At 63.9% G+C, this 21,888-nt stretch carries 21 protein-coding genes and 3 pseudogenes; 12 read left to right on the plus strand and 12 right to left on the minus strand.

What is annotated here, in order from left to right; all coding sequences use genetic code 11:
• Positions 1-126: pseudogene (locus MRBLAR12_RS07500) on the plus strand (IS5/IS1182 family transposase); the annotation flags it as partial.
• Here the strand turns inward: MRBLAR12_RS07500 and MRBLAR12_RS07505 are convergent.
• A pseudogene (locus MRBLAR12_RS07505) lies at positions 125-699 on the minus strand (MSMEG_4193 family putative phosphomutase); the annotation flags it as partial. The pseudogenes MRBLAR12_RS07500 and MRBLAR12_RS07505 sit on opposite strands and share 2 nt — an antisense overlap.
• A gap of 215 nt (positions 700-914) precedes the next feature.
• A pseudogene (locus MRBLAR12_RS07510) lies at positions 915-1,052 on the minus strand (recombinase family protein); the annotation flags it as partial.
• Between the two features lie 418 nt (positions 1,053-1,470).
• Here MRBLAR12_RS07510 and MRBLAR12_RS07515 point away from each other — a divergent pair.
• The gene (locus MRBLAR12_RS07515; protein ID WP_028275079.1) at positions 1,471-1,848 is read left to right on the plus strand and encodes a hypothetical protein; all 378 of its coding nucleotides are present in this window, start codon (positions 1,471-1,473) and stop codon (positions 1,846-1,848) included.
• Between the two features lie 627 nt (positions 1,849-2,475).
• On the opposite strand, the gene MRBLAR12_RS07520 is transcribed toward MRBLAR12_RS07515, so the two are convergent.
• A complete protein-coding gene (locus MRBLAR12_RS07520) occupies positions 2,476-3,201 on the minus strand; it encodes a hypothetical protein (RefSeq protein WP_229996139.1) in 726 nt (241 codons plus the stop codon).
• A 555-nt stretch (positions 3,202-3,756) separates the two neighbouring features.
• On the opposite strand from MRBLAR12_RS07520, the gene MRBLAR12_RS07525 reads away from it, so the two are divergent.
• Positions 3,757-4,080 carry a helix-turn-helix domain-containing protein gene (locus tag MRBLAR12_RS07525; protein WP_229996141.1) on the plus strand — a complete coding sequence of 108 codons (324 nt, stop codon included), beginning with the start codon at positions 3,757-3,759 and terminating at the stop codon, positions 4,078-4,080.
• On the opposite strand, the gene MRBLAR12_RS07530 is transcribed toward MRBLAR12_RS07525, so the two are convergent.
• Complete coding sequence (locus MRBLAR12_RS07530; RefSeq protein WP_364744859.1) at positions 4,081-4,467, minus strand: hypothetical protein; 387 nt, start codon at positions 4,465-4,467, stop codon at positions 4,081-4,083.
• Positions 4,468-5,001: 534 nt separating this feature from the next.
• Positions 5,002-5,895 carry an amino acid-binding protein gene (locus MRBLAR12_RS07535; protein WP_364744862.1) on the minus strand — a complete coding sequence of 298 codons (894 nt, stop codon included), beginning with the start codon at positions 5,893-5,895 and terminating at the stop codon, positions 5,002-5,004.
• 200 nt (positions 5,896-6,095) lie between these two features.
• Here MRBLAR12_RS07535 and MRBLAR12_RS07540 point away from each other — a divergent pair, with 200 nt between their 5' ends.
• Positions 6,096-6,545: a TetR/AcrR family transcriptional regulator gene (locus tag MRBLAR12_RS07540; RefSeq protein ID WP_364744865.1), complete on the plus strand. Its 450-nt coding sequence runs from the start codon at positions 6,096-6,098 to the stop codon at positions 6,543-6,545.
• 634 nt (positions 6,546-7,179) lie between these two features.
• Here MRBLAR12_RS07540 and MRBLAR12_RS07545 read toward each other — a convergent pair.
• Complete coding sequence (locus MRBLAR12_RS07545) at positions 7,180-8,691, minus strand: GMC family oxidoreductase (protein WP_364744868.1); 1,512 nt, start codon at positions 8,689-8,691, stop codon at positions 7,180-7,182.
• Between the two features lie 816 nt (positions 8,692-9,507).
• Here MRBLAR12_RS07545 and MRBLAR12_RS07550 point away from each other — a divergent pair.
• A complete protein-coding gene (locus MRBLAR12_RS07550; RefSeq protein ID WP_364744871.1) occupies positions 9,508-10,179 on the plus strand; it encodes an endonuclease/exonuclease/phosphatase family protein in 672 nt (223 codons plus the stop codon).
• 692 nt (positions 10,180-10,871) lie between these two features.
• On the opposite strand, the gene MRBLAR12_RS07555 is transcribed toward MRBLAR12_RS07550, so the two are convergent.
• Positions 10,872-12,323: a phospholipase D family protein gene (locus tag MRBLAR12_RS07555; protein ID WP_364744874.1), complete on the minus strand. Its 1,452-nt coding sequence runs from the start codon at positions 12,321-12,323 to the stop codon at positions 10,872-10,874.
• A gap of 674 nt (positions 12,324-12,997) precedes the next feature.
• Between MRBLAR12_RS07555 and ggt the strand changes: the two genes are divergently transcribed.
• The 4 genes from ggt (at position 12,998) to MRBLAR12_RS07575 (ending at position 16,198) form a co-directional block, all read left to right on the plus strand.
• A complete protein-coding gene (gene ggt / locus MRBLAR12_RS07560; RefSeq protein WP_364744877.1) occupies positions 12,998-14,827 on the plus strand; it encodes a gamma-glutamyltransferase in 1,830 nt (609 codons plus the stop codon).
• Between the two features lie 119 nt (positions 14,828-14,946).
• Positions 14,947-15,192 (plus strand): AAA family ATPase, encoded by a 246-nt coding sequence (locus tag MRBLAR12_RS07565; RefSeq protein WP_356815788.1) that lies wholly within the window; start codon positions 14,947-14,949, stop codon positions 15,190-15,192.
• A 46-nt stretch (positions 15,193-15,238) separates the two neighbouring features.
• A complete protein-coding gene (locus tag MRBLAR12_RS07570) occupies positions 15,239-15,592 on the plus strand; it encodes a DUF6616 family protein (RefSeq protein WP_229994880.1) in 354 nt (117 codons plus the stop codon).
• A gap of 213 nt (positions 15,593-15,805) precedes the next feature.
• Complete coding sequence (locus MRBLAR12_RS07575) at positions 15,806-16,198, plus strand: VOC family protein (RefSeq protein ID WP_229994879.1); 393 nt, start codon at positions 15,806-15,808, stop codon at positions 16,196-16,198.
• A gap of 81 nt (positions 16,199-16,279) precedes the next feature.
• Here MRBLAR12_RS07575 and MRBLAR12_RS07580 read toward each other — a convergent pair whose 3' ends face one another.
• The 3 genes from MRBLAR12_RS07580 to MRBLAR12_RS07590 all read right to left on the minus strand — a co-directional run bounded on the left by MRBLAR12_RS07580 (position 16,280) and on the right by MRBLAR12_RS07590 (position 18,177).
• A complete protein-coding gene (locus tag MRBLAR12_RS07580; RefSeq protein ID WP_229994878.1) occupies positions 16,280-16,804 on the minus strand; it encodes a DUF2087 domain-containing protein in 525 nt (174 codons plus the stop codon).
• Between the two features lie 221 nt (positions 16,805-17,025).
• The gene (locus MRBLAR12_RS07585) at positions 17,026-17,520 is read right to left on the minus strand and encodes a hypothetical protein (RefSeq protein WP_229994877.1); all 495 of its coding nucleotides are present in this window, start codon (positions 17,518-17,520) and stop codon (positions 17,026-17,028) included.
• Between the two features lie 210 nt (positions 17,521-17,730).
• Positions 17,731-18,177, minus strand: coding sequence for a hypothetical protein (locus tag MRBLAR12_RS07590; protein WP_229994876.1), 447 nt, complete (start codon positions 18,175-18,177; stop codon positions 17,731-17,733).
• 423 nt (positions 18,178-18,600) lie between these two features.
• On the opposite strand from MRBLAR12_RS07590, the gene MRBLAR12_RS07595 reads away from it, so the two are divergent.
• Positions 18,601-19,209 (plus strand): hypothetical protein, encoded by a 609-nt coding sequence (locus MRBLAR12_RS07595; protein WP_229994875.1) that lies wholly within the window; start codon positions 18,601-18,603, stop codon positions 19,207-19,209.
• Between the two features lie 344 nt (positions 19,210-19,553).
• The gene (locus MRBLAR12_RS07600) at positions 19,554-19,844 is read left to right on the plus strand and encodes a hypothetical protein (RefSeq protein WP_229994874.1); all 291 of its coding nucleotides are present in this window, start codon (positions 19,554-19,556) and stop codon (positions 19,842-19,844) included.
• Positions 19,845-20,016: 172 nt separating this feature from the next.
• On the opposite strand, the gene MRBLAR12_RS07605 is transcribed toward MRBLAR12_RS07600, so the two are convergent.
• Positions 20,017-21,024: a DUF6454 family protein gene (locus MRBLAR12_RS07605; RefSeq protein WP_229994873.1), complete on the minus strand. Its 1,008-nt coding sequence runs from the start codon at positions 21,022-21,024 to the stop codon at positions 20,017-20,019.
• A 174-nt stretch (positions 21,025-21,198) separates the two neighbouring features.
• Complete coding sequence (locus MRBLAR12_RS07610) at positions 21,199-21,501, minus strand: DUF4193 domain-containing protein (protein ID WP_229994872.1); 303 nt, start codon at positions 21,499-21,501, stop codon at positions 21,199-21,201.
• A 122-nt stretch (positions 21,502-21,623) separates the two neighbouring features.
• On the opposite strand from MRBLAR12_RS07610, the gene MRBLAR12_RS07615 reads away from it, so the two are divergent.
• Positions 21,624-21,848 carry a hypothetical protein gene (locus tag MRBLAR12_RS07615; protein WP_229994871.1) on the plus strand — a complete coding sequence of 75 codons (225 nt, stop codon included), beginning with the start codon at positions 21,624-21,626 and terminating at the stop codon, positions 21,846-21,848.
• The last annotated feature ends 40 nt before the right edge of the window (positions 21,849-21,888 follow it).

Here is a 21,888-nt window from a genome sequence, read left to right on the forward strand (position 1 = left end):
TTCAACGTATTCAAGCAATGGCGCGGGCTCGCCACCCGATACGACAAGCTCGCCCTCACGTACCGCGGCGCCGTCGTCCTTCGCGCGATCACCGTCTGGCTCAAAGTATTAGGAGACACGCCCTAGCGCCGTAGCGCACGATCGATACGGACGCGGGGCCCACGTTAATACGCTGGAACAGGTCAAGGTGCATGCCGAGCGCGTCGGCGAGGATTGACTTGATGATGTCACCGTGACTCACCGCCACCCACACGGCCCCTGGCCCGTACTCGGCTTCGAAGGCTGCATCGTGGCGTCGAATCGCTGCCGCTGACCGAGCCTGCATCGCGGCCATGGATTCACCGCCGGAAAGACGACGGCGGACGGTTGCGACTGCACAACCGGCCACAAATCCTCGGTCGCGAGATCACTGAGCGTGCGGCCCTGCCACTGGCCGTAATCGCACTCGGTGAGATTGAGATCGACCGGCGCGTACGGCGTGCCAGCCTGGCGATCGAGGATGAGCCGGGCGGTCTGCTGACAACGCTCAAGAGGGCTCGACACCACCCCGACTACGGGCACGGCCGCGAGCCGGTCTCCGGTCAGAGCCGCCTGGTCGCGCCCGATCTGGTCCAGGCTGACGCCGACGGCCCGACCGGCCAGCAGTCCAGTGGCATTGGCTGTGGTGCGGCCGTGCCGCACGAGAATAGCTGTCGCCATCCACCCAGCCTAACCACCCGCTCGATGGCGGTGTGAACCGTACCGGGTCGCGCGTCGGACAGGCAGATAAGGCACTGGCGGAACCCTTCAAGCACGCCGATGCGCTCAAAGCCGCCCAGACGGACTCGGCACGCATTGACCAGCTCATGGCCGACGCAGCAAAACCGGAAGAACCGGCACAGCCAGACCCCCGGCCGATGTCGACCCCGCATGGAGGACAGGCGGTCGAGTTTGGTCACGACCAGGGTGTCCCCGTTTCGGCAGGCGGCCAGCGCTTCCCGGAGTCCCGGCCGTGCCCGGTTGGCGCCGGTGAGGCCCTGGTCCGTGAATGTCTTGTCCGGTGCCACTCCCAGAGCGAGAAGGGCGTTCTTCTGGGCGGTTAGGTCTTGGTCGTTGGTGGATACGCGGGCTTATCCGGTCAGCAGCCCGGTCTTTGTGTTGAATGTACCGTTTATCCCCCCCGTCACCGGGCATTTTTACGGGCGGGTCTTACGGGAATCGGCCGGCCGCGGAAAGACGGCGATCGTGATCTGGAAATCTTGGCTGGCGCTGGCGCCGGTGGGGGACCGTCTAACGGGCGGTCGCAACCTGGGGCCGGCCCACCGATGTCATTTTCCGAAGTCGTCTGCACGGAACGTCAGGAGTCCTCTGCACTACAGGAACAGCTCATCTGGGGCGGGGCGGGTCGAGCAAGGATCCAGCGGGCCCCGCCTGATTGGTGGTGCGGTTTGGCTAATTCGTTGGTGAGGCGTGCATGCCACAATGAGGCCCATGACTCGAATCCTCATGATCGGCATCCACGCGCGAGCCCTCGACTATAGCAAGCTGCCTCCTGGCCTCGACGAGGCCACGATGACCGAACGGATCGAAGCGGGGTTCGGGGCCACTACGGCCGCCGGCTTCGACGCCGTCAACTGCCTGATCGGCACCTCCCCGGACGAGGCCGAAGCAGAGATTCGCTCGGCGTTCGGTCGTGATCGTTTCGGCCTCGTGATGATCGGGGGCGGCATCAGGATGATCCCGGAGTACACCGAGCTCTTCGAACGGATCATCAACGTGTGCAATGCGGAATCGCCCGGAATCACCTTCTGCTTCAACACATCGCCCGAGACGACTCTGGACGCGTTGGAGCGTCACGCCCAGCCGTGAACGTCTGCGACGCGATCCGGTGCGTCGACTAGCCTCGGCGTTTCGTGTCGGCGGTCATGAGATGCGCCTCTGCTCACGTGCGGCTGCGATGTATTGGGAATAGGTGCTCGCCTTACGGGCACTGTTGCGACACGGAGCGACCAAAAAACGCCGCCACAGAGCGACCAACTCCACACGTGCAGTGTTTCGTGCAAAGGTCAGTGTCGGCGTTCCGCGAATTGGCGCGGCGTCAGGAGCCGCGGACGATGCGGTGTGGCCAGCGCACGAATACGACCGTTACTGGTCACGCTCACTCGCGGCGGCGCCCGGTAAAGGATCCCTCAGCGTGCGCCACCGGACTCCGCACTGTGGGCTCATCCATCGTGGCGTGAGTTCTTCTTAAGTTTTTCGTATGCCGGTTTTTGTCCATCGGGACGGCGGAAGCTTGATTGGGTCAGTGGCGGTGTCGGCTGCGTTGGCGGGCATCTGGTACTGGCCCTCGCGAAGGGATCGACGCAAGGGCATCAGGCGCACAGGGGTTCCGGACATTACGGTCCGTTCAGTACCTGCCTTCGCTCCCAGGACTTGAGCCAGGCGCAGGCGAAGCTAGAACCGCCGCCGGAAGACTACTCCGATGCCGGGTACCCGTCAGCGCATCGTCAAGCGCATGAATTCACCGCCGTTTTCACTCGCCTCAAGCCGTGTGATGAAGCCAAACTTGCGGTAGAGCAACACGGCCGAGGCCCCGTCCTGGTCATCCTTCTTCTGTAGGAAGCGGAGCATTTTTGCGACATCCGAACGCTTTACTTCTGGAACTTTGAAGTATGCGTAGGCGGATGCGGGCGAGGAACCAGTAGTTAGAACTCGGATGTTGAACCTTTGATCCGGTAGCTCATGCCGAAGTAGCGCGCTAATGTCCGGTACATGCGTCAGTAAGGAGCGAAACGACCGCGCGGCTTCCTGTCGGGCGTCTTCCCCCTCACCCATAGTCCTAACACCCAGCTCAACGTCGAAGGAAGGCTTATAAGGGTCCAGGATTCGTTCCTCGATGTGTCTCTTCAGCTGCCGCCATTTGTCACGGACGTTTGCCACTCGCGCCAACACGACCGACGCCGCCCCTGCCAGGAACTCCCAATGTTCCTGGATCCAGAGCAGGGTCTCGAAAAATGCCGGAGCGCCCGCGGCGGCACCAATGCCGGCGTGCCAGCACCGTCGGGAGGAGAGCCCTTTTTCCTTCAGGAAATCATCGAGAAGGTTCAAAACACGGTTGGTCACTTCTTCACTGTCATAGACTGCTGGTCCTCGGAAGTAGGCCGCATAATCGATGCCTTCAAAATCGCTGGCCCTGCTGCCGTCTACCGGGATCATGATCATGAATCGAATATATAGGGCAGATCTGTTCCCTGCCGCCCGCGCGGGACCTTTGGTTGACGCGGAGCCGGGGACGGCACTTCGGTGACTGTATAGAGCTTTGGTTCTCAAAACTCGTCGTGAGGAATTGGGGCGACCGTATCTTGTCAGAACTATTTGTGAGAATGGCAGGAGTCAGCTTTTTCCGGGATCTGAGAAGACACCGACTCTCGATTGTTCCCCTTCTCGGAATCCTTCGTTATCGAGAACTGCCAAGGTGCACTACTAACTTGTGAATCGCAGCGGCAGTTGGCGTTGGTCTGTCAGCCGGGCCAACGGCCCACCGATCTCTTCAAATCTGTCCCGTAGAGGGTCAAGAGTGAACCGGATTTCCATGGGCGTCCAGAGTCGTTGTCTCCGCACCAAAGAGCAGAGCGCGATAGCGGGCGGCATCACAAAGTGCTGTGAAAGTCAGAACGGCCAACCGGGCGAGGCCCGCCAGCATCAGCATGGTGGCGAACATAAGAACGTGGGCAAAGGGAAATCAGGAAACCGATGCCGAGGGTCATGAGAAAGGTCATGTTTGATTGTGTCTACCTGACATGTCGCCCACCGTCGGCCAGCCAGATCTACCGGCTGGCTGCGGAGAAACCGAAGAGGCTAAATCTGCAGGTGCTCGTGGCCTTGATGGATACCCTTGATTGCACCGCCGATGGCTTGATCGGGAAGGTGACCTGCCTTCGGCGAAGGGCCCTGCCCCGGGGCCTGACGGAGGAGCTACGGCGTCGGGGGGCAGAACACCGGCCTGGCTGGGGAGTTCGGCAACAGCCGCGAAACCCTCTACCAGTACCTCAGGTCAGGGAGCTGACGCACGTCGCCGTGTATCGGCAATGCGTGCCGTGATCAGGCGCCCGGTAATGCAGAGGCGTGTTCTTGGACTTTGAGGGTGACCGGTGGCTCCACGATCCGCAGCCGGCAGGAAGTCGCCGAGGAGTCGATGCCAGAGGAAAGACTGGACTGGCGGGCGTGCTCCCGGAGTTCATCGAAGGCCGCGGCCGTCACCCCGGCATGCGCGAGATTAACCACCACCTCATACCCCGGAAACTTGGTGACGACCCGGCGGCAGACGACGTAGAGGGCCCGGAGGTTGGTGTGCGTCAGGACGCCTCGAATGTCGACTTTGGCGGTCTCTTCGACGGCGTCTAGTCGGACGACTACGTTGAGACGCAGGTCCCTGTGGGACGGGTGGGCAAAGTACGAGCTGGAATGGTGGTGTTGGGAATGGTTCACTGAGCAACAGAGCTCCAGTGCAGCCCAGGAGCCGACTGAGCCCTGCGAGGCTCCTTGTGGATTAACATTGGGCGTTGTCTCCTGCTCTTTCCTGCGAGGCTGGATACCGCAAATTGCCATTTCCTTCCGGTAGCTGCCCATGGTTCGCTTTTTGGATGGCCCCTACGGCGTCCGGTTGCCCTCGCTGGCACATATTGCGGCCAGATTTGGAGGACTCACGCCAGGTGGATGACGGCGGCGGTCGAGTCGCCGGTCCCGCGTCACCGGCTGCGGCTGCAATTCGGAGAATGGCGGCCGCCTCCATGTCCACGAGCTTGCGTGTTCCGGTCCTTGAGCAAATGATCCAAAACATCTCCACCGACGGCAGGGGGTAGCTCACCCTTCCTCGGTGCAGGAGCTTGCCGAAGCGCCAGGCTTCGATTTCGTCGCCATAGGAAAGTTCCGAGCATGAGCGGACAGGTGAAGGCAGAGCTGCAGTCATGATTGTCTCCTTTCGGTGCGGTTCCCGCAGCGGGAACGACACCTCCCGGTTTTCTATTGCCGAGGCCGTACCGGGTGTTTTCGTGTCAATTCAGTGAGCTCGGCGAGCTCGGCTAGCCGGTGTGCCCGGGCGGATTCGGCCGGTGTGAAGGGCGCCCGGGGGCGGGAGAAGCCGAGGGGTCCATGCCGGGGGGATGGTATTTTCAGGACGGTGCCATCACATGCCGGTTTGCTGGTCGCGCGTGAGGTGCTGTCGGTGGTGGGAGCCGCGACGGGCTTGGCGTCGAGCAGTTCGGCGACCGCGAGTTGGAGTTCGCCTGGGTCCTCCACGACCCGCAGGGCAAGGGCAAGGGCCTTGGTCTGGCCGTCCGCCACGGTCAGGGCTGTCGCCGGCCACGCTCGGACATCCCGTCCTCCGCCGCCCGCGGCCGCAGCGAGTAGTTCCGCGTGGGTGACATGATCGGGCGTGGAGACGACCAGCTCGTCCAGCATCCCGCCGGCAACGGTGTGATTCCGGCACACGAGGATCTCGGCGTCGACGCCGGAGATGGCCTCTGCCAGTTTCTCCTGGGCTTCGTTGCTGTAATCGATCAGAGTGCGGACCCGCCACAGGGCCGCAGAGTTGTGCAGCCGGCGCCGGTGGCGCAGCGCCGGTGCGTGCAGCCAGCCCCGCAATGCGCGCCGGACGGAGGGCTCGGCGACCCAGATAGCCAGTACGGTGGCCGTCAAAGTCAGGACCAGTACCTTCAGAACATAAGGGAGTGCCGCGTTCACTACAGCGGCATGAACCACAAGCTCAATCGGCAGCATGGCTGTGACGTTGGCCAGGGTAAGCCGGGCTTTCGAGGGGTGGGGCAGTTGGCCGCAGGCGTCACACAGCAGCGCTTTGATGGGGTTCCTTCGAGGCATTGTTATGGGTGGCGAGTCGTTCATGGACTGAACGGTCATGGGTTGCTCCTTTGTGCGGGGCGGTATGGGCAAGGGCGCCCGCGATGCCGGGTGCACCGCGTAAACATACGTTGTATGGAACTTAAACCGTACAACGTATGGAAGGTTGACCGCAACCCGGAGTCGCGCGGGCGATCGTCATCCCGCCGCGCGGCCGAGACCCCTTTTCATACACTGTATGAATCTGGTACCGTCCCTGTGTGGAAAAGGTGAAGAGTTCCCTGCGGGGAACCAGGAAGAGGGAGGTGCCTCTGACCGAGGCCGGGATCTACGCCGCCGCCCTGCGGCTTATCGACGCGGACGGGGTCGAGGCGCTCACCATGCGCAAACTCGCGACCGCGGTCGATGCGAACCCGATGTCGCTGTATCACCACGTGCCGAACAAGGACTGCGCCGCGGACGCCACGGCCGTCCCATTCCCCGGCCGGCCGCCGTCGGCGGGAAGGCTCCAGCGTGACCTGCCCCGGCCCCCTGCCCGCGAGGCGGGCCGGGGTTCCGCGCTTAGGATGAAGCTATGCCTCCCGCCCCCGATTCCCCCCTCTTGTGCCCGGTGTGCCGGGACGCTCTCCGCTTCGGTGGCGGCGGTGCCCGCACCCTGGTGTGCGGCGCCGGCCACAGCTTTGATGCCCGGTGATACTTACATTGCCTAAGCCGGGGCCGGCGATGTCCACCGCGGACAATTTCGCCAACTAGGTCAGTCAGCCGACATTGGCAGTAGTCCACCAAAACCGCGGAATCACGGTGGTCCGCATCTGGCGCTTTTCGCCAAGTGCCCTTGGGTCTCACAGTCGGGACGAGTCCTTCGGCTGTCAGTTTGGGGCCCTGAACGTCGAAACTAAACGTGCAGGGCCCCTCTGCTGTCGGGCGGCCACGGGGAGATGCCGCCTAACTTCGTGGCAGGGCTCAACATCATCCCACTGCACAGGGTCTGGCGACGGGATACGCGTCAGGTCTGTGGCAGCGAGGGATAAGAGCCCCGCTACACCGGACTCGAAATAGCCGACAACAGGCGTGCCAAATAGCAGCTTGGGGTGGCGACCGCGGTCGGGCCCCACCCGATCGCAACATAGGAAGAGGCCGCAGGACACACCAAAGAATCCGGCGATCCCATCAATTCCCCGTTGGGGAACGCCAATTTCGAGACGCGACGCGGATCAATCCCGGCATTGACTATCCGTCCTCCGTCCAACAGAAATGGTCGAAGCCGTGGCGGCCTGCTTTCGGTCGCTTTCCCGACGGCGGGCCGAGACCATGCCGACCAACGTGGCATACCTCCTAGCTGCCTCAGAGTCCCGCCCCGACCCCGCGACGCCGGGTCGCGATGTGCTCGGCGACCATGATCGTGGGGATGTTGGTGTTAGCCGACGGCGGTTCAGGGAGGATCGAGGCGTCGACTACCGAGAGGCCCGGCACTCCGTACACCCGTCCCGAGGTGTCGACCACGGCGCCGGCCCGAGGGTCCGTTCCCATCGCACAGGTGCCCACGGGGTGGTGGTAAGTCGTGGCCGTGGCCTTGATCCAGGCGCGAACGGCGACGGCGTCAGCGACCAGTTCCGGCTGGGGAGCGAGCCGGGAACCGCGAGTGATCTGGGTCAGGTGAGGGTGAGCCACGGCAGCGTCCGCGAGCTGCAGGCCCTCCACCAATCGGTCGATGTCCACCGGATTGCGGAAGTACCCGAGGTCGATGGCCGGTGCGGTGTTCGGGTCGAGTGTGAGCAGCCGCACCTCACCGCGCGACGCCGGCTTCAGCAAGGCTGCGGCGAGCAAGCAGCGGTACCCGTCCCCGAGCCGGTACGGTCCGCACACCATGAGCTGGAGATCCGGGGGATCCGAAGCGGATCTCCGGCTGCTCCGGGCTGTCGCCATCACCTGGAAGAGCGGAGGGTCTCCCAGCGGTTGGAGACACGGCAGGTCGATTGCCACCCAGGGGTGGTCGGCGAGATTCGTCCCCACACCGGGCAGGTCCATCGTGACGGGACTGCCCAATGCGGCTACGTCCGCGGCGGGGCCGATGCCAGACCGGATGAGCAGCGCGGGCGAGTGGTAGGCGCCAGCGCAGACAATCACCTCATCGGCCGCGACGATCTCGCCGTCGGAGGACCGGACACCTATTGCACGCCCGCGACGTAACACGACCTCGGCGATCGGACAGGTCGCGCGGATCGTCAGGTTGGGCCGGGAGCGGATGGGATCCAGATAGGCCCGAGCGGTGCTGACCCGAAGGCCCCGCACACAGTTGACTGGTATCGCTGACAGGCCGACGGCCCCCGGGGCGTTGTGGTCTGGAATTCGCGGGATCCCCACGTCCGCGATGGCGTCCTCCATGGCGAGCGTGAGCTCGGACCGTTCGTCCCCCCGATAGCGGCGGATCGGTACCGGCCCGTCCGTCCCGTGATAGGGCGACGAACCGAAGTCCAGGTCATGCTCAAGGCGTAGGAAAGACGGCAGCACGTCGGCGAACGTCCATCCCGGCAATGCCCAGCCGTCGTAATCGGCCGGATGCCCGCGCAGGGCGAAGGTGGCGTTGACGGCCGACGAGCCCCCGGTCACCCGCCCTTGTGGAAGGTCCAACGGAGGTCCGTCGGCGACACCCGTCCCATGAAGCCCCCAGTCGTGCGAAGCCGTGCTGGTGCCATGGATGCCGTCCGCGAGGTCAGCCGGAAGCCTCGCCGACGGGTAGTCCGGCCCCGCTTCGAACAGCACCACCTCGCAGTCGGCGTCCTCGCTGAGCCGCGAAGCCAACACGCAGCCTGCACTGCCCGCACCCACCACGGCCACGTCATACCGGCTCGTCATTTCTTGCCCTCGCTTCCGACTCCAGTCTCGGACGGCGGTCGGGATATTACTAGTTCGAATTCGAACCGGCCCAGAGAGGTCTCCGGGCCGCGATCAACGCCGACGGCGCGTATGCCACCCGGATCCAGCCCCAATCCCGTAAGGAAGTCAGGTACTGATCAACAGACTTTCTGAAGTGGTTACGAAGATCTGTACACCATAGGCAGCGTGTCGCTAGCGTCGGAACTGCACCTGACCGATCCGGCAAAACTTAGGGAACCGGCGCCACAAACTTCCAATTAGACTGGCCGCGATGACCCGGTTCGCAGGCACGTGCGTCCGCGGGAGCCCGGCGATTCCTTGTGGGAAGTTCTTTCCAAATTGAACTACATCTCACAGCCCACGCTGACATTTCCACTACGATTCGAGATTCGTGTTCAGGTTGGACGAGCCGGTACTTTGCTTTGCTAGCTGCCTTTTGAATATGCTCAAATGAACCGTGGCCTACTCGCCCATAGGTGAACACTATGTGGGAGTTTAGGTCGGAAATTCATGGAGCTTCCTGGCAGATCTCGCGGAGACTTAACGTGGCCGAACGTAGCTTTATCGAGCAGGCAAAACGGATCGAGGCTGACCGGGCGGCCAGGGAAAAGCCCGAAGACCCGGGGCGCGATTTGGAACTCTCAAGCCCCGACCGTCATTAGGTGGATAGTGGATGGGCTCGCTGACTGAGTCCCGTCAGAGTGTGTGTGCTTAGCCGCAATTGTCCAAGCTGCCTTCAAATAAGTGGCGTCGATAAGATGCCATCAGCACTTTCGCCGAACACAAAGGAGCCCAGTGCGAATCGTCTCGTGGAACTGTTCTATGGCGTACTACAAGAAGCGCCACCTGATCGAGGCGCTGCAGCCCGACGTCGTCATTCTCCAAGAGGTCGCCAAGAAAGACATTTCCGCGGCTGAGCATCCCTTCGCGGCATGGACGGGCAGCAATCTGAACAAAGGTCTCGGAGTTATTGGATTCGCCAACGCTCGCTACAAAATTTCAGAACACGCGGATCCCAATTTGCCCTGGCATCTTCCCTTTTCGATCGACGGACTCAACGTCATTGCCCTTTGGGCGCATCAGTTGAATCGCGAGCTAAGGTATGTTCGCGTGACCCATGAGATAGTCGACCGCCACGCTGGATTCCTCGCTGGCGGCCGGGCGTTGCTTATGGGGGACTTCAACAGCAACACGGTCTGGGAGAGGGCGCATCCCAAGAGGAACCACAGCATGCTGGTCGAAAAGCTTGCTGGGCTTGGACTCAGCAGCGTGTACCACCGCGACGCGGTGAACGACCAAGGGGCGGAGCCGACGAAAACGTACTTTCACACCCGGAACCTCCGATTCGGGCATCACATTGACTTCGCATTCCTGAGCGACGGCATCCCGGCCGATCTCCGAGTAGGGTGTTCAGAAGACTGGTTGGCGCATAGCGACCACATGCCGCTGATCTTGGACATCGCCTAGTAACACGCGGTTTTATGGCGCCGAGCCGGCTCAGCAACCTTCGTTCGCGTGGCACCGAATAGCCGGCGGCAAGTGGAGACTGTCCGCGAGCCCCGCTTGGACTGACCTTCCGGTCTTTCCTTCGGGTGTAGAAAAGGACCATCTTGCCTGTCCGTGGGGAGGCGGAACCAAGCCAATGCCACCGGGATAATAGTGTGCAGGGGAACGGTTCTCAGGACCAAGTAGCTTGTCTATTTACACCGTCTCTTCTGTGAGATGAAGTTCTAATTGGAAGAAACGGCACGGGTAGTTGGTGGTCTAGTCCCTTTGGATCTCAACAAAGCGGTCCTTGCACGGAACGTCGTGCAGGGACCGCTTTGTGAGCTTCCAGCCACTTGGCTGTCTTGAGCCTTGTCTCGCCGGACCGAATCGGCGTCCGCACCGAACTCCCTCTGCTCATGGTCCGGCAATAGAGACCGGAGCCGCCGCGTCGTTCATAGTGACGGGCCTTGCCACAGACATTGACTAACCGGTTTGTTGCCACGTTTCAGGTTGCACTGCTAGTCCTGTCATTCGCTGCTGCGATCTGGATAATGCTTAGGGTAAGGAGCAGGCACCTGCGGGTCAGACGGTGGGCTAATCACGAGTCGGGAAGCGCTGTGCCGTGTTTGGCAGTCGGAGGTCCGCGCAGCCCTTGCACCAGACTTGCTTGCCTAGAACCGGGTAGTGCCGCGCAGCCGGTGGGGGCGACCGTCCGGGTCCATGACAAGGCGGCTCAACGGATCTGCCCAGAGACGTTGGCGGGGCGACACTGGCTCTGTGGTGTGGTGGCGCACGTGTCCGGCCGGTCGGGGGGAGCGGTGCCCGGTTTCATGCCAGCTGTCGAGAGCGTCTGCGGTGGTGTTCCAAAGCTCGAGCCCGGCCACCGGGTCGTGGAACTGGGGATCGTTCTGCTCCAGGCCCAGGTGTTCGGCCCAAAGTTGGTGCCGGAGCCCTTGGGCCAACGGCCGGGAAGTGTCGTGGCCGTTGTCCGTGCCGGGCGCGTCCCGGTTGTCGGCAGTCGTGTCGAATACGGCGCAGGTGAGCTCGCTATCGGTTGTCCAAGATCGGCGGTTGAAGTTATCTGAGCCGCAGGTCATCCAGGTGTCATCGATGATGCAGACCTTGGCGTGGACGTAGATCGGAGTTCCGGCTCTGTTCTCCAGATCGAACACGCCGACCCTGTCCGGCGCGACCCGGCGCAGCATCCTGATGGCACGCAGTTGCCCGATCCGGATAGCCGGCCCTGCGAGAGGACCGTCGGAGTCGGGGTAGCGGGGCACGACGGCGATCACGTTCAATTCGGGGTTCCGTTCGAGGGCCTCCGCAATTCCGGTGGCGACCTCTGTTGACCACAGGTACTGGTCCTCGATGTAGATCAGCGACCGGGCGCGGGCGAAGGCCTTCGCATAGGCGCGGGCAATGCTGCGTTCCCCAGTTGGAGCGAACGGGAACGGGGAACGTTTCACCCCGTAGGTGCGCAGCAGCTGCACGGCATGAGGGCCCGCCGGTGGCGGCGGCGGTGCAGTGGGCGGGAGCGGTTCGGGGTGCCGGGGCATACGGGCCAGACGTTGCAGCAGCATCCGATAGGGGGTGCGCCGGTCCAGGGGATGGGGGTCGTTCCACCGTTCAGCAAACACCGCCAGGACATCTGCCACCACGGGGCCACGCAGTTCGAGGGCGGCATCGTGCCAGGGGGGTCGTTTCCCGTACCGGGAATCCATGTCCACCGCTTGCGGATCTCCCGCGTGGTCGGCATCGTCTCGACGGGTGTGGGAAAGGTCGATCCCGCCAACGAACGCGACGTCCCGCGACGGGTCGTCGCGATGGCGGATGACGAAGATCTTTTGGTGGTGGGAGCCGAACAGGCGTACACGCTGATCCAGAAGCACCTCGCCGCCGGCGTCGTTGACCTGACGACTTAGGAGCTCATTGGATCGGCCGCTGATCGGGGCCGATACACGCTCTCCGTGGGATCTCCAGACAAGGCCCCGCACTTCCACTCCCGCGCGGGCCAACGCCGCGAGCACGTCGCCGATCGACGGTCCGTCCGTCAGCAGCCGCTCGTCGGCGTCGCCACGCCAGTCGGTGAACCACACGCGGTCTCCCGCCTGCAGAGCCGTCAACTCCTCATACAGTCGGGCGAAGTAGGTCGCTCCATGAATCAGGGGCCGCACTAGATTGCCCTCCGACCAGGACGGCGATCCGTCACCGCCCGCGTGGACGTCTGTGGCCAGATTCCCCCACTCAGCGCGACTCAGAAACCACGTACCAGCATCACTGTCCACTCAGTCCTTCTTTCGGGGCCCGAGGCCAGGCTACTAGTGTCCGGTCTCCAAAGTAGCCTACGACTGTGCTGACTAGAATGTCAGCGGCCGGGTCGTTAGCGCCAGGTATTAGCGGATTAGCGGATCAATGCAGCGCGACGCCGGCACTGGCTGACGCCCGGAGATGTCTGTTACGGCCTGCCATCAACGGCCAACGACCAAGGCTGGCCGCGGCGCCGCGGCCGGCAGAGGACAGCGGCGGCACGTGGGGCCGGGCGAACAATGTCCAGGCCGTCAACGACCCCAGCCACGAGGAGCACAAGGCCTACCGGGAGTAGCTGGGAATGATCCCACACGACACGCTGGACCCGAAGGCTTCGACAATGACGAGGTCAACGAGGACCCGACCGACCTCTCCTGAGGGGCTACCCAGATGGCATCCAGTGCCGTTGACGCAGGTGTTGAGTGTCACAGGCCGCCGTAGTACCGTGACAGCCACTGTCAACACGCATCACACGGACTCGGGAGCGATCATGGCATATATGACACGTGGGCTGGTGGCCGTCACGGCGGCCCTGGCATTGAGCGTGACCGGCGGCGTCGTCGCCGGCCCAGCGTTCGCCGATCCGCGGGAGACGGGAAAGACCGCGACCGCTACCGGGTACGGTGGCGCGGTGAGCACCGTTGATCCCGAAGCGTCGGCTGCAGCGATCGAGGTACTCCGCAGGGGCGGCAACGCGGCGGATGCAGCCGTCGCCGCAGCCGCAACCCTCGGTGTGACCGAGCCGTACAGCGCCGGGATTGGCGGTGGGGGCTACTTCGTGTTCTACGACGCGAAGACCGGCGACGTGGGCACGATCGACGGCCGCGAGACTGCACCGTCAGCGATGCCCCACGACGCGTTCATCGACCCGGCGACCGGGCAGCCCTACCGCTTCACGCCCGAACTCGTCACGAGCGGCGTCTCCGTTGGCGTCCCCGGCACGCCGGCCACCTGGGAGCGTGCCCTCGACAGGTGGGGCACGTTGAGCCTTGGCGATGCCCTCAAGCCTGCCATCAACGTGGCGACCCGTGGGTTCGTGGTCGACAAGACGTTCCGCCAGCAGACCCTCGACAACAAGCCCCGGTTCGAGGCGTTCACCTCGACCAGCAACCTCTTCCTCCCGGGTGGCGACGCCCCCGCCGTCGGCAGTGTCTTCCAGAACCACGACCTCGCCGAGACCTACCGGCTCCTCGCCAAGAAGGGCACGGACGGCTTCTACGGCGGCCCGCTCGCGGCCGAGATCGCGGCCACGGTGCAGTCTCCGCCCAAGACTTCCAAGACACAGCTGCCGGTCCCGGCAGGCCAACTGACGACGGCGGATCTCGCCGCATACCGCGCCCTGGATCAGGCGCCCACGCACGTGGACTACCGCGACCTGGACGTCTACGGCATGGCGCCGTCCAGCAGTGGCGGCACCACGGTCGGCGAGGCGCTGAACATCCTGGAGCCGTCCAACCTGTCCGGGATGTCCACGCCCGGCGCCCTTCATCACTACCTCGAAGCCACCGCACTTTCCTTCGCGGACCGTGGCAAGTACGTGGGTGACCCCGCGTTTGTCGGTGTCCCCACCGCTGCGCTCACTGACCCGTTGTTCGGCAAGGAGCGCGCCTGCCAGATCGACCCGCTGCACGCGGCGGCCAAGCCGGTTGCGCCGGGGGACGTGTCCTCGTACGACGGCGCGTGCCCGGCTGCCGCTGTGGCGCCCGCTGACGAGAAGGACACCGAGAACATCTCGACGACCAATCTGACGGTCGCGGACAAGTGGGGCAACGTGGTGGAGTACACGCTCACGATCGAGCAGACCGGCGGGTCCGGCATGGTGGTGCCCGGCCGCGGCTTCCTGCTCAACAACGAACTGACCGACTTCTCGACCGTATACAACCAGACCGACCCGAACCGGATCGAGCCGGGGAAGCGTCCGCGCTCGTCCATGTCGCCGACCATCATCCTCAAGGAGGGCAAGCCGTTCCTCGCTCTCGGCTCGCCCGGCGGTTCTACCATCATCACAACCGTCCTGCAGACGATCCTGAACCGGGTTGACCTGGGCATGACCATCTCCGAGGCGATCGCTGCACCTCGTGCCTCGCAGCGCAACACGGCCAAGGTCACGGCCGAGCCCGAGTTCATCGCCGCGCACGGCAGCCAGCTGGCACCCTTTGGCCATCAGTTCACGCCGTCGGGGGATGCATTCACCTCGGCAGCGGAGATCGGCGCCGCGACCGCCATCGAATTCCTGCCGGACGGCGGCATGGTCGCAGCCGCCGAGCCCGTGAGGCGCGGGGGCGGATCCGCTATGGCACTCAAGCTGCCGCCGCGGTAGGGCCGCACAGTCCAGGACGGGCTGCTCGTTTTCGATCTGCAACCACCACCGGCTCCGGCGCTACGACCGGCGACTCCTGCCCGCGGCACGGACTTCGGACCCTGAACCGACAACGGACTATGGCTAAATCCCTGATATTGATAAATGGACTTCCTGGCTCCGGGAAGACCACGCTCTGCCGGCAACTCGGTCAGGCCTTGTCCTGGCCCGTCATCGCCAAGGACAAGCTAAAGGAAGCACTTGCAGACATCGCTTTTGGGAATGTCGGAACGGCGGGCGTGGGCAGATCGCGTCTGAAACGATGTGGCAGCTGGCGGCGTCGATCCCACCATTCGACTCTTGTAGGGCAGGGAGCGCACCCCTAGCGTGACCCTTGCACGTCAACTGCTTCACAGATTCGGAGGGGAAGCTATGTACGTCGTGGTAGAGACCTGGACAGCGAAGCCCGAGTTCCTCGCGGCGCCGCTCAAAACGAAAGAGGATCTCTTCGCCGAGATCAAAGCGGCGATGGTCGAGATGGCGCAGGTGGGAATCACCACGCTGGGCTGGGGTTCTGTCGACCGATCGGCCGGACAGAGCGCGGACTACGACTGGTTCGCGGTGTGGCAGGCCCCAAACGCGGAGCTCGCGAACGCCTTCCTGCAAGGTGTCGAGCGTTCCGGTTGGTACACCTGGTTCGAGCAGGTCAATGTGCTCGGCGAACTCCGCACCGTCGACGCCGTCGCAGCGGAGCACCTAGCCCTGAAGGGGGAGGACGTGCACTGACGACAGTCGGTGCGCCGAAATGCCATCCTGTCCTGATCCTCTGGTCGAACAACATCAACTCTCCAAACTGTGCGGTGGTTGATTACGCCGAAGAATCTTCTGGCAGGTCCGGGAAGTTCTTCCTGCTCTGCGCGTGCAGCGACTCGAACTTGAGCTGGTTGCTCGCAACGTTGAGCTGTTCCGAAGGGAAGGGCTGGGGAATACCATGCCTTTATGGACACCAGGCTGTTCGTCTACCTCAGTTACGCGGACGCGTCCGCCGCATTGGATTGGATGCAGCGGGTCGGGTTTGACGTTGTTCGCCGTCAGGACGGAGATGGCGGCCAGGTCCTCCACGCTGAGGTTCGCATGGGTGAGGCAGTGCTGATGGTGGCGAGCAACGATGCCGACTACCAGCGGCCTGCCCTGATCGGCCGATCCACGGGTCAGGGACTGTACCTTCTCGTCGAGGATGTCGACGAATTCCATCGGAAGGCACTGGCCGCCGGCGCTACGGCAGTGATTGACCCCGAGAACACCGAATGGGGCACGCGGCGGACCAGAGTTCTTGATCCCCAAGGGCAGGAATGGAGCGCGGGCACGTATGAACCTGGAGTCATGTGGTGATTGCGCAGTTTCCATGAGGCCTTTCCCGCAAAGTTGGCGCCCGAACGGGTTGCGACGCTGCAAGAACGCCCAGTTCCAAGCCTATGGTTCCTCGTGCCGCGAGTAGGAAGAGCCGGAGGGGGTCCGTTCCAACAGTCCGAAGTCGATCATGTAGCGGCGCAGCATAACGACATCATCGCTGTAACTGAGGAGCCGTTCATTGACCTGCTTTTCAGTTAGCTTTTCGCCCGGCCCGATGGCTTCGCTGACAATCCATGCCAGGAGCTCCCGCCGCTCCGCCATGTTGGCTGGATACCTCTCGATCCTGCCCAGCCGCATGAAGCGAGCCAATCCGGTCTGCGCCTGCCGCCGGGGTTGCTGCGTGAGCAGTTCACGGAAGATCGACTCAGACGCCTCCAATTCGTTGGCAGCATTCCGTTCGACGAGCCCACACTCAAGCAGGGCGGCGATGGCCCGGTTCCGCCGTCGGTCATTCAGATCACCAGCCACGTCGGGAACCGGGGCGCCAAGCACGATTTGCGCGTAGGCGGTCCGCGCGTCGTTATTGGCGAGGGCTGCCAGCACCCGCCGCCAGTGCGGTCCGCTCAGCCTCGTTTCTCCGGTCACAGCGTTTTCCTCACTCTGCGTCTGCCCCCGCCTGTGCTGGTCACGGTGTGCTTGGTCAACAGGCAAGATCGTAGTCCTGCACGAGCGTGACGGACAGGGTCTGCGGGCGGCAGGCTGTGCGGCGATGCGGCGAAAGGGCGGGACGCGGCAACACCCCCTTCCCGAAGGCCACCTGATGGCGGCCGGTGCATCCGAAGGGGGCGTTGCCAGTGGTGTTCGGATCAGGAGTCGGCGGACTCCTCCGCCGGCTCCACAGAGGTTTCTGCGGTGGCTTCTGCGGCCTTTTCGGCAGCTTCCGCGGCGGCCTCGGCGGCGGCCTCCGCAGCTTCGGCGGCGGCTTCCTCTGCAGCCTTCGCCTGAGCGGCTGCCTTTGCGGCGGCCGCTTTCGCTGCCGCGGCTTCGCGCTTCTGGGCCTGGGTGGTCTTCTTGGTGATCTTCTTGGCTTCCTGGGCGGCGCGCTTCTGCGCGGTATCCGCGACGGCGGCAGCGTTCTTCGCGACGGCGGCAGCCTTCAGGGCGGTGACCTTGGCCTTCACTGCCGCAAGCTTCGCGGCGGCCGCCTGCTTCTTCAACTCCGCCTTGGCCTTCGCCTCGGTGGCCTTCGCGGACACCGAGTGGGCGGCCGTGGTCGGGGCCGCGGTGGCGACACCGGCACCAGCTCCAGTGAGAACGGCTGCGGTCAGGACGACAGCGCCCAGCTTCTTCGCAATCGACATGCGTAGTGCTCCAATGATGTGTGGCCCGGCAGTGCGGGCGGGGATCCGGCTCGCCGGTTGCCGTCAGCCTAGAGTGGAAGCAGAGCGCTGTTCAATCAGATGCACCGATGCTTGGCAGAACCTTGGCGAACGTTGAGGCTCCAGCCATCCGGGACCCATTTTGTGCCGGACGTTATTGGGACGGTCACGCGCCTGTTTGTTGCGAGCGGATCATGCGGCCACCCGCTGTTCTGCCGGGGCCGGGAAGCGGACATCCGGGGTGGTGTGCTCGGCGTAGACGCCGGCGCCCAGGGCCGGGCCCGCGTAGGCGTTGACTAGCTCGGGGGCGCCAGTAACGTCCACGAACAGATCACGGACCCAGGCGGGTGCGGCCAGGATGCTGAAGTTCGGGTTGGCCACATCGTTGCGGTAATGGCGGGACAGGCGTTTCTTCTTGCCGTTACCGAGCAGGTCCACGCGCAGGACAGTGAAGGGGGCGTCTTCGGTGGTGGCGCTGATTCTGATGATCGCCAGGTCGGCGGTGAACGGGCGGTCCTTGGCCGTGTCGCGTACCTTGTGGGTCGGCGCCAGGTTGACGGTCCATTCACGGAACCGGCCGGTGGTGGCTGTCGTGGTCAGGGTGGCGGGGTTAGATGGCGTCGTCAGCAGGGTGGTCATCGAACTCGTCCTCCTCATCGTCATCGGGCAGGGTGGTGCCGGCGGTCAGCTACAAGAATGCCTTGGCCGGGGGATCGCAAAGGTCGGAGGCGTGCACCTGGACATCGGGTCAAGGGCACATATAGGAGGCTGCTGAAGGATGAGGCCATGCTCTCTAAGATAGTCAGCACCCCTTCGGCGGTGATGACGGGGGCATTGCTCATGGGTTAATTCTTTCAGTTCGTCGGTTATGCCATGCGGCCCACGTGCACGGCGGGCGCGTCGTACTCACCGGGCAGACCATGGCCGGCGCTTCTGGAAGGCGACGGCGGGGTAGCCGGACCCTCCTGCATTGCCGTCGCGTCGGCCCCGGTGCGTCAACTGTTCTGGGAGTGCAGTAGCTGTAATCTGGCTTCGAACCGCTCACAACTTCATGGGGGAACATTGACTGAGAACATCCCGGCCGTCCCGCCGGTGCCGCCGTATCCCCAGACACCGCCCTACCCGCCGCAGGGGCAACATGCCCCCTTCGCGGGCAACGCGCCGTCCTACGGTGCCCCCCAGGCCTACGCTCCGCCGTACGGCCAGCAACCTTACCTACAACCATCCCAGCAGCCGTATCCGGCCTACCAGCAGGCGCCGCAGCCGCGGTATTCACCGGACGGCCAGTGGACCTACGCGGGGGCTTCGAATGCTCCGAAGTCCTCCTGGTACCGGGTTGGGGCTGGCATCACGTCGATCGTGCTGGGGTCCTGGCTGTTTCTCCAATTCCTTGTCGGGGCCTCCCTGGGACTCGGCATCCTAGCCTTCCTGTCGCTTGTCGCCGCCGGCGGGACAGTCGTGTCGGGCATTGTCCTGCTGGCCAAGCAGCGGAGCCGGGGGAGAGGGGTGGCCGTCACGGTGCTGAGTTTCGCTGGGCTTGCACTCTTCGTGGGCTTCTTGCACCTTGCGGGCCGAGCCGGCCCCGGCATGTTCTTCTTCAATTTCCTGCTGTCAGTCCCGGTACTGGTCGTCATGGGCATCGGGTTGTCCCGGGAAACGCGCAGCGCCTGACCGTTCGCACAGAATGGCCCCGTACCGGTGATCGGCACGGGGCCATCTGTGTCGGCACCAGCGTCCCACAGCTCCTGTTGGAGACATTCTGCCCGGGCAAACAACCTGCAGCCAGGGGCATCCGATCGGCTAAAGACCGGCTTCTTCAGAGCAATGCCGGTTCTGGGAATCGTCAGCGGTATTCCACCCGGTGCGTCAGGCTGCTGACGCTGGCGGGAGGGATTCGCGAGGCCAGACGGCGCGATCCGCACACACCTGCCTTCCCGGCGGCTTCCCGAAGACGATGTATGGCAGACTTTCCCCGACCACCCACCGGAGATTCCATCCACGACCGCGGAGAACCCATGCTGGATTTGATCCTTGACATCCTCAGCGCAGCTCTGGAGGCGGTCTGGGCCAACTGGGGGCTCACGGCCAAACAACGCGTCAAGCGTGGGCTCAGACTCTCGCGCCGCCGGAATCTGTCCGCCAAGAGCAGGCAGTTCGCTCAGACATGGCTGGATCATGGGCTGCAGAATCTTGCCGACCTTGGGCTGCAGGCGCGGGAGCCGGAGCTCAGAACGGCGCTGTCCAGGGTGAAGGAACCCGCCCCGTCGGACCCTGCTCCAGAGCTGAACGACGCCGGCCGTCCCTAGTCAGCCGGATCATCCTGCTCGTGTTCACGCTGCTGGAATCCAGGCCCGAAGGGCAGCGGTTCGACTAGCCGCCCTGGTCATGGCGCGGAACGGGAAGGCCACCGGGTCATAGCCGCCGGTGGCCTTCCTCCGTCCGCATGACTGCGCTTCCCGGGCCCGCGCCCGGTCCGCGCTACTTCGCCAGCGTGACGGTGGCTTCGTAGGTGAGGATTTCGGTGCCGTTGCCTTCTTCGCCGTTGTCGGGGGCCACCTTCATGGTGAGGTGCCCGCCGTCGGCCGTCATTTTGAACGGGTTGCGTGTGGCCACGTGGCCTGCGGTGGACCACTGCTGGAACGGGACGTCGCGGATTACGTTGCTGGACTTGAGGTCGATCATCGCCATGCCGCCGAGTTCGTAGGTGGCACCGGTGCCGCCGGCCGCCGGGGTCTGCGGGAGGTTGGTGATTCCGGCGCAGAGCATCCTGGAGTTGGGCACGTACTGGCAGTCCTGGTAGTCGATGAAGTAGTTCGGGTTCTCCCAGGTCGAGAGCTGCTTGCCCTGCAGGTCCCATTCGGCGAAGCGGCGCGAGCCCCAGGTGTTGCCCACCAGATGGCCGGTCTGCTTGTCCATCACGATGCCACCGAAGTGGTCCTTCACCTCGAACTGCTTGTGCACCTCGAGGGTGTTCGCGTCGACCCGGTAGATGATGGCGCTGCTGTCGGGCCGGTACTGGGCCACGGGGACCCAGACGTTGGTGCCGTCGAAGTCGATGCCCCCCGGGTGGTACATGTCGCCCTCGCCCAGGATGATGTCCTTTTGCAGGTTGCCGGCTTTGTCCATGACGAACAGGTGGCCGACGCCCTTACCGGGGGTGCGGTCGAACCCGTTCTGCGGGCTCGGGAACTTCACGGTCGGCTCGATGATCTGAACGGCCGAGAGGAAGATGTGGTCCTGGCTGTAGGCGATTCCCTCGGTGTGGTACGTAGGGAAGTTCAGCTTCAGGCTTGACGTCTGCTGCCACTTCGTGTTCCGGTCAACGCCATTGAAGGCGTCGGCCAGCGCCGTATTTTTTTCACCGTGGTTGCCGGAATCGGCGCTCTTTCCTGCGGCCTGGGCGGCCGCGGTTCCGCTGATTGCGGACGCGGCCAGGACGATTGCTGCGGCGGCCGTGAGGATGCCTCGGGTGCGAGTCGTGCTCATTGGGGAGCCTCTCAAAGGTTGGATCTCAACAAGGACTCCCGACGCTACTTCCCGGTAATGAACCCCGGGTGCGGGCCGGTGAACAGCAGGTTGCGGAGCAGTCCGAGGGCGGCGCGCAGCACCCGGCCACCCGAATCGATTGAGATCACTACGCGCTGTGGAGACCTCCCAGGTTCAGCCTTCGCAGTCGGTGCAGTAGACCTGGGCGCCCGTCTGCCGGGCGATCTGGGAGCGGTGCCGGACCAGGAAGCAGGAATAACACGTGAACTCGTCGTTGGCCTGCGGAATGACCTGAACAATCAGCTCTTCGGCGATGAACTCGCCGCCCGGGACTCCGGCCCCGTCCAGCCCGTCGGCCTCGTCGAGCTCCTGGACGACGCTGCGGGCGTCCGGGGCGTTAGCGGACTGCAGCGCCTCCAGGGAGTTTTCCTGGGTTTCCTTGACGTCCGAGCGGACTTCGTCGTAGTCGGTTGCCACGTGGCTGTTCTCATTTCTCGAGTGTTGACTAACCTCAGTGCAACGTACAGCACGCCGCGGTTGTTCCGCTGCCGCGGGCAGAATCGACGCCCTGCGGCGTTAGCGGGCAGGGCGGGACGCCAATGCCGATGCTCTCCGAGATGACCGACGTCGAGTTCAGCGCGGCGGCCCGATACCAGTTCGCACAAAGTACCGGCGTGGTGGCCATCGCGGTCCCCGGATCCAGCGCAGTTGACAGGGTCATCGCTTCCGCCACGAGCCGGGAGACCAAATACCCGCACGAGTTTTTTACCTCCAGGACCGCCGCAGTCACATGGCTGCAGGAAATTATCGGGAGCCGCGATTAGGATGCGGCCATGTGGGCAATGTTCGTGCAGGATTCGCGCA

This window comes from Arthrobacter sp. LAR12-1-1.1, from assembly GCF_040676555.1.
In the GTDB taxonomy this organism is placed as follows: domain Bacteria; phylum Actinomycetota; class Actinomycetes; order Actinomycetales; family Micrococcaceae; genus Arthrobacter.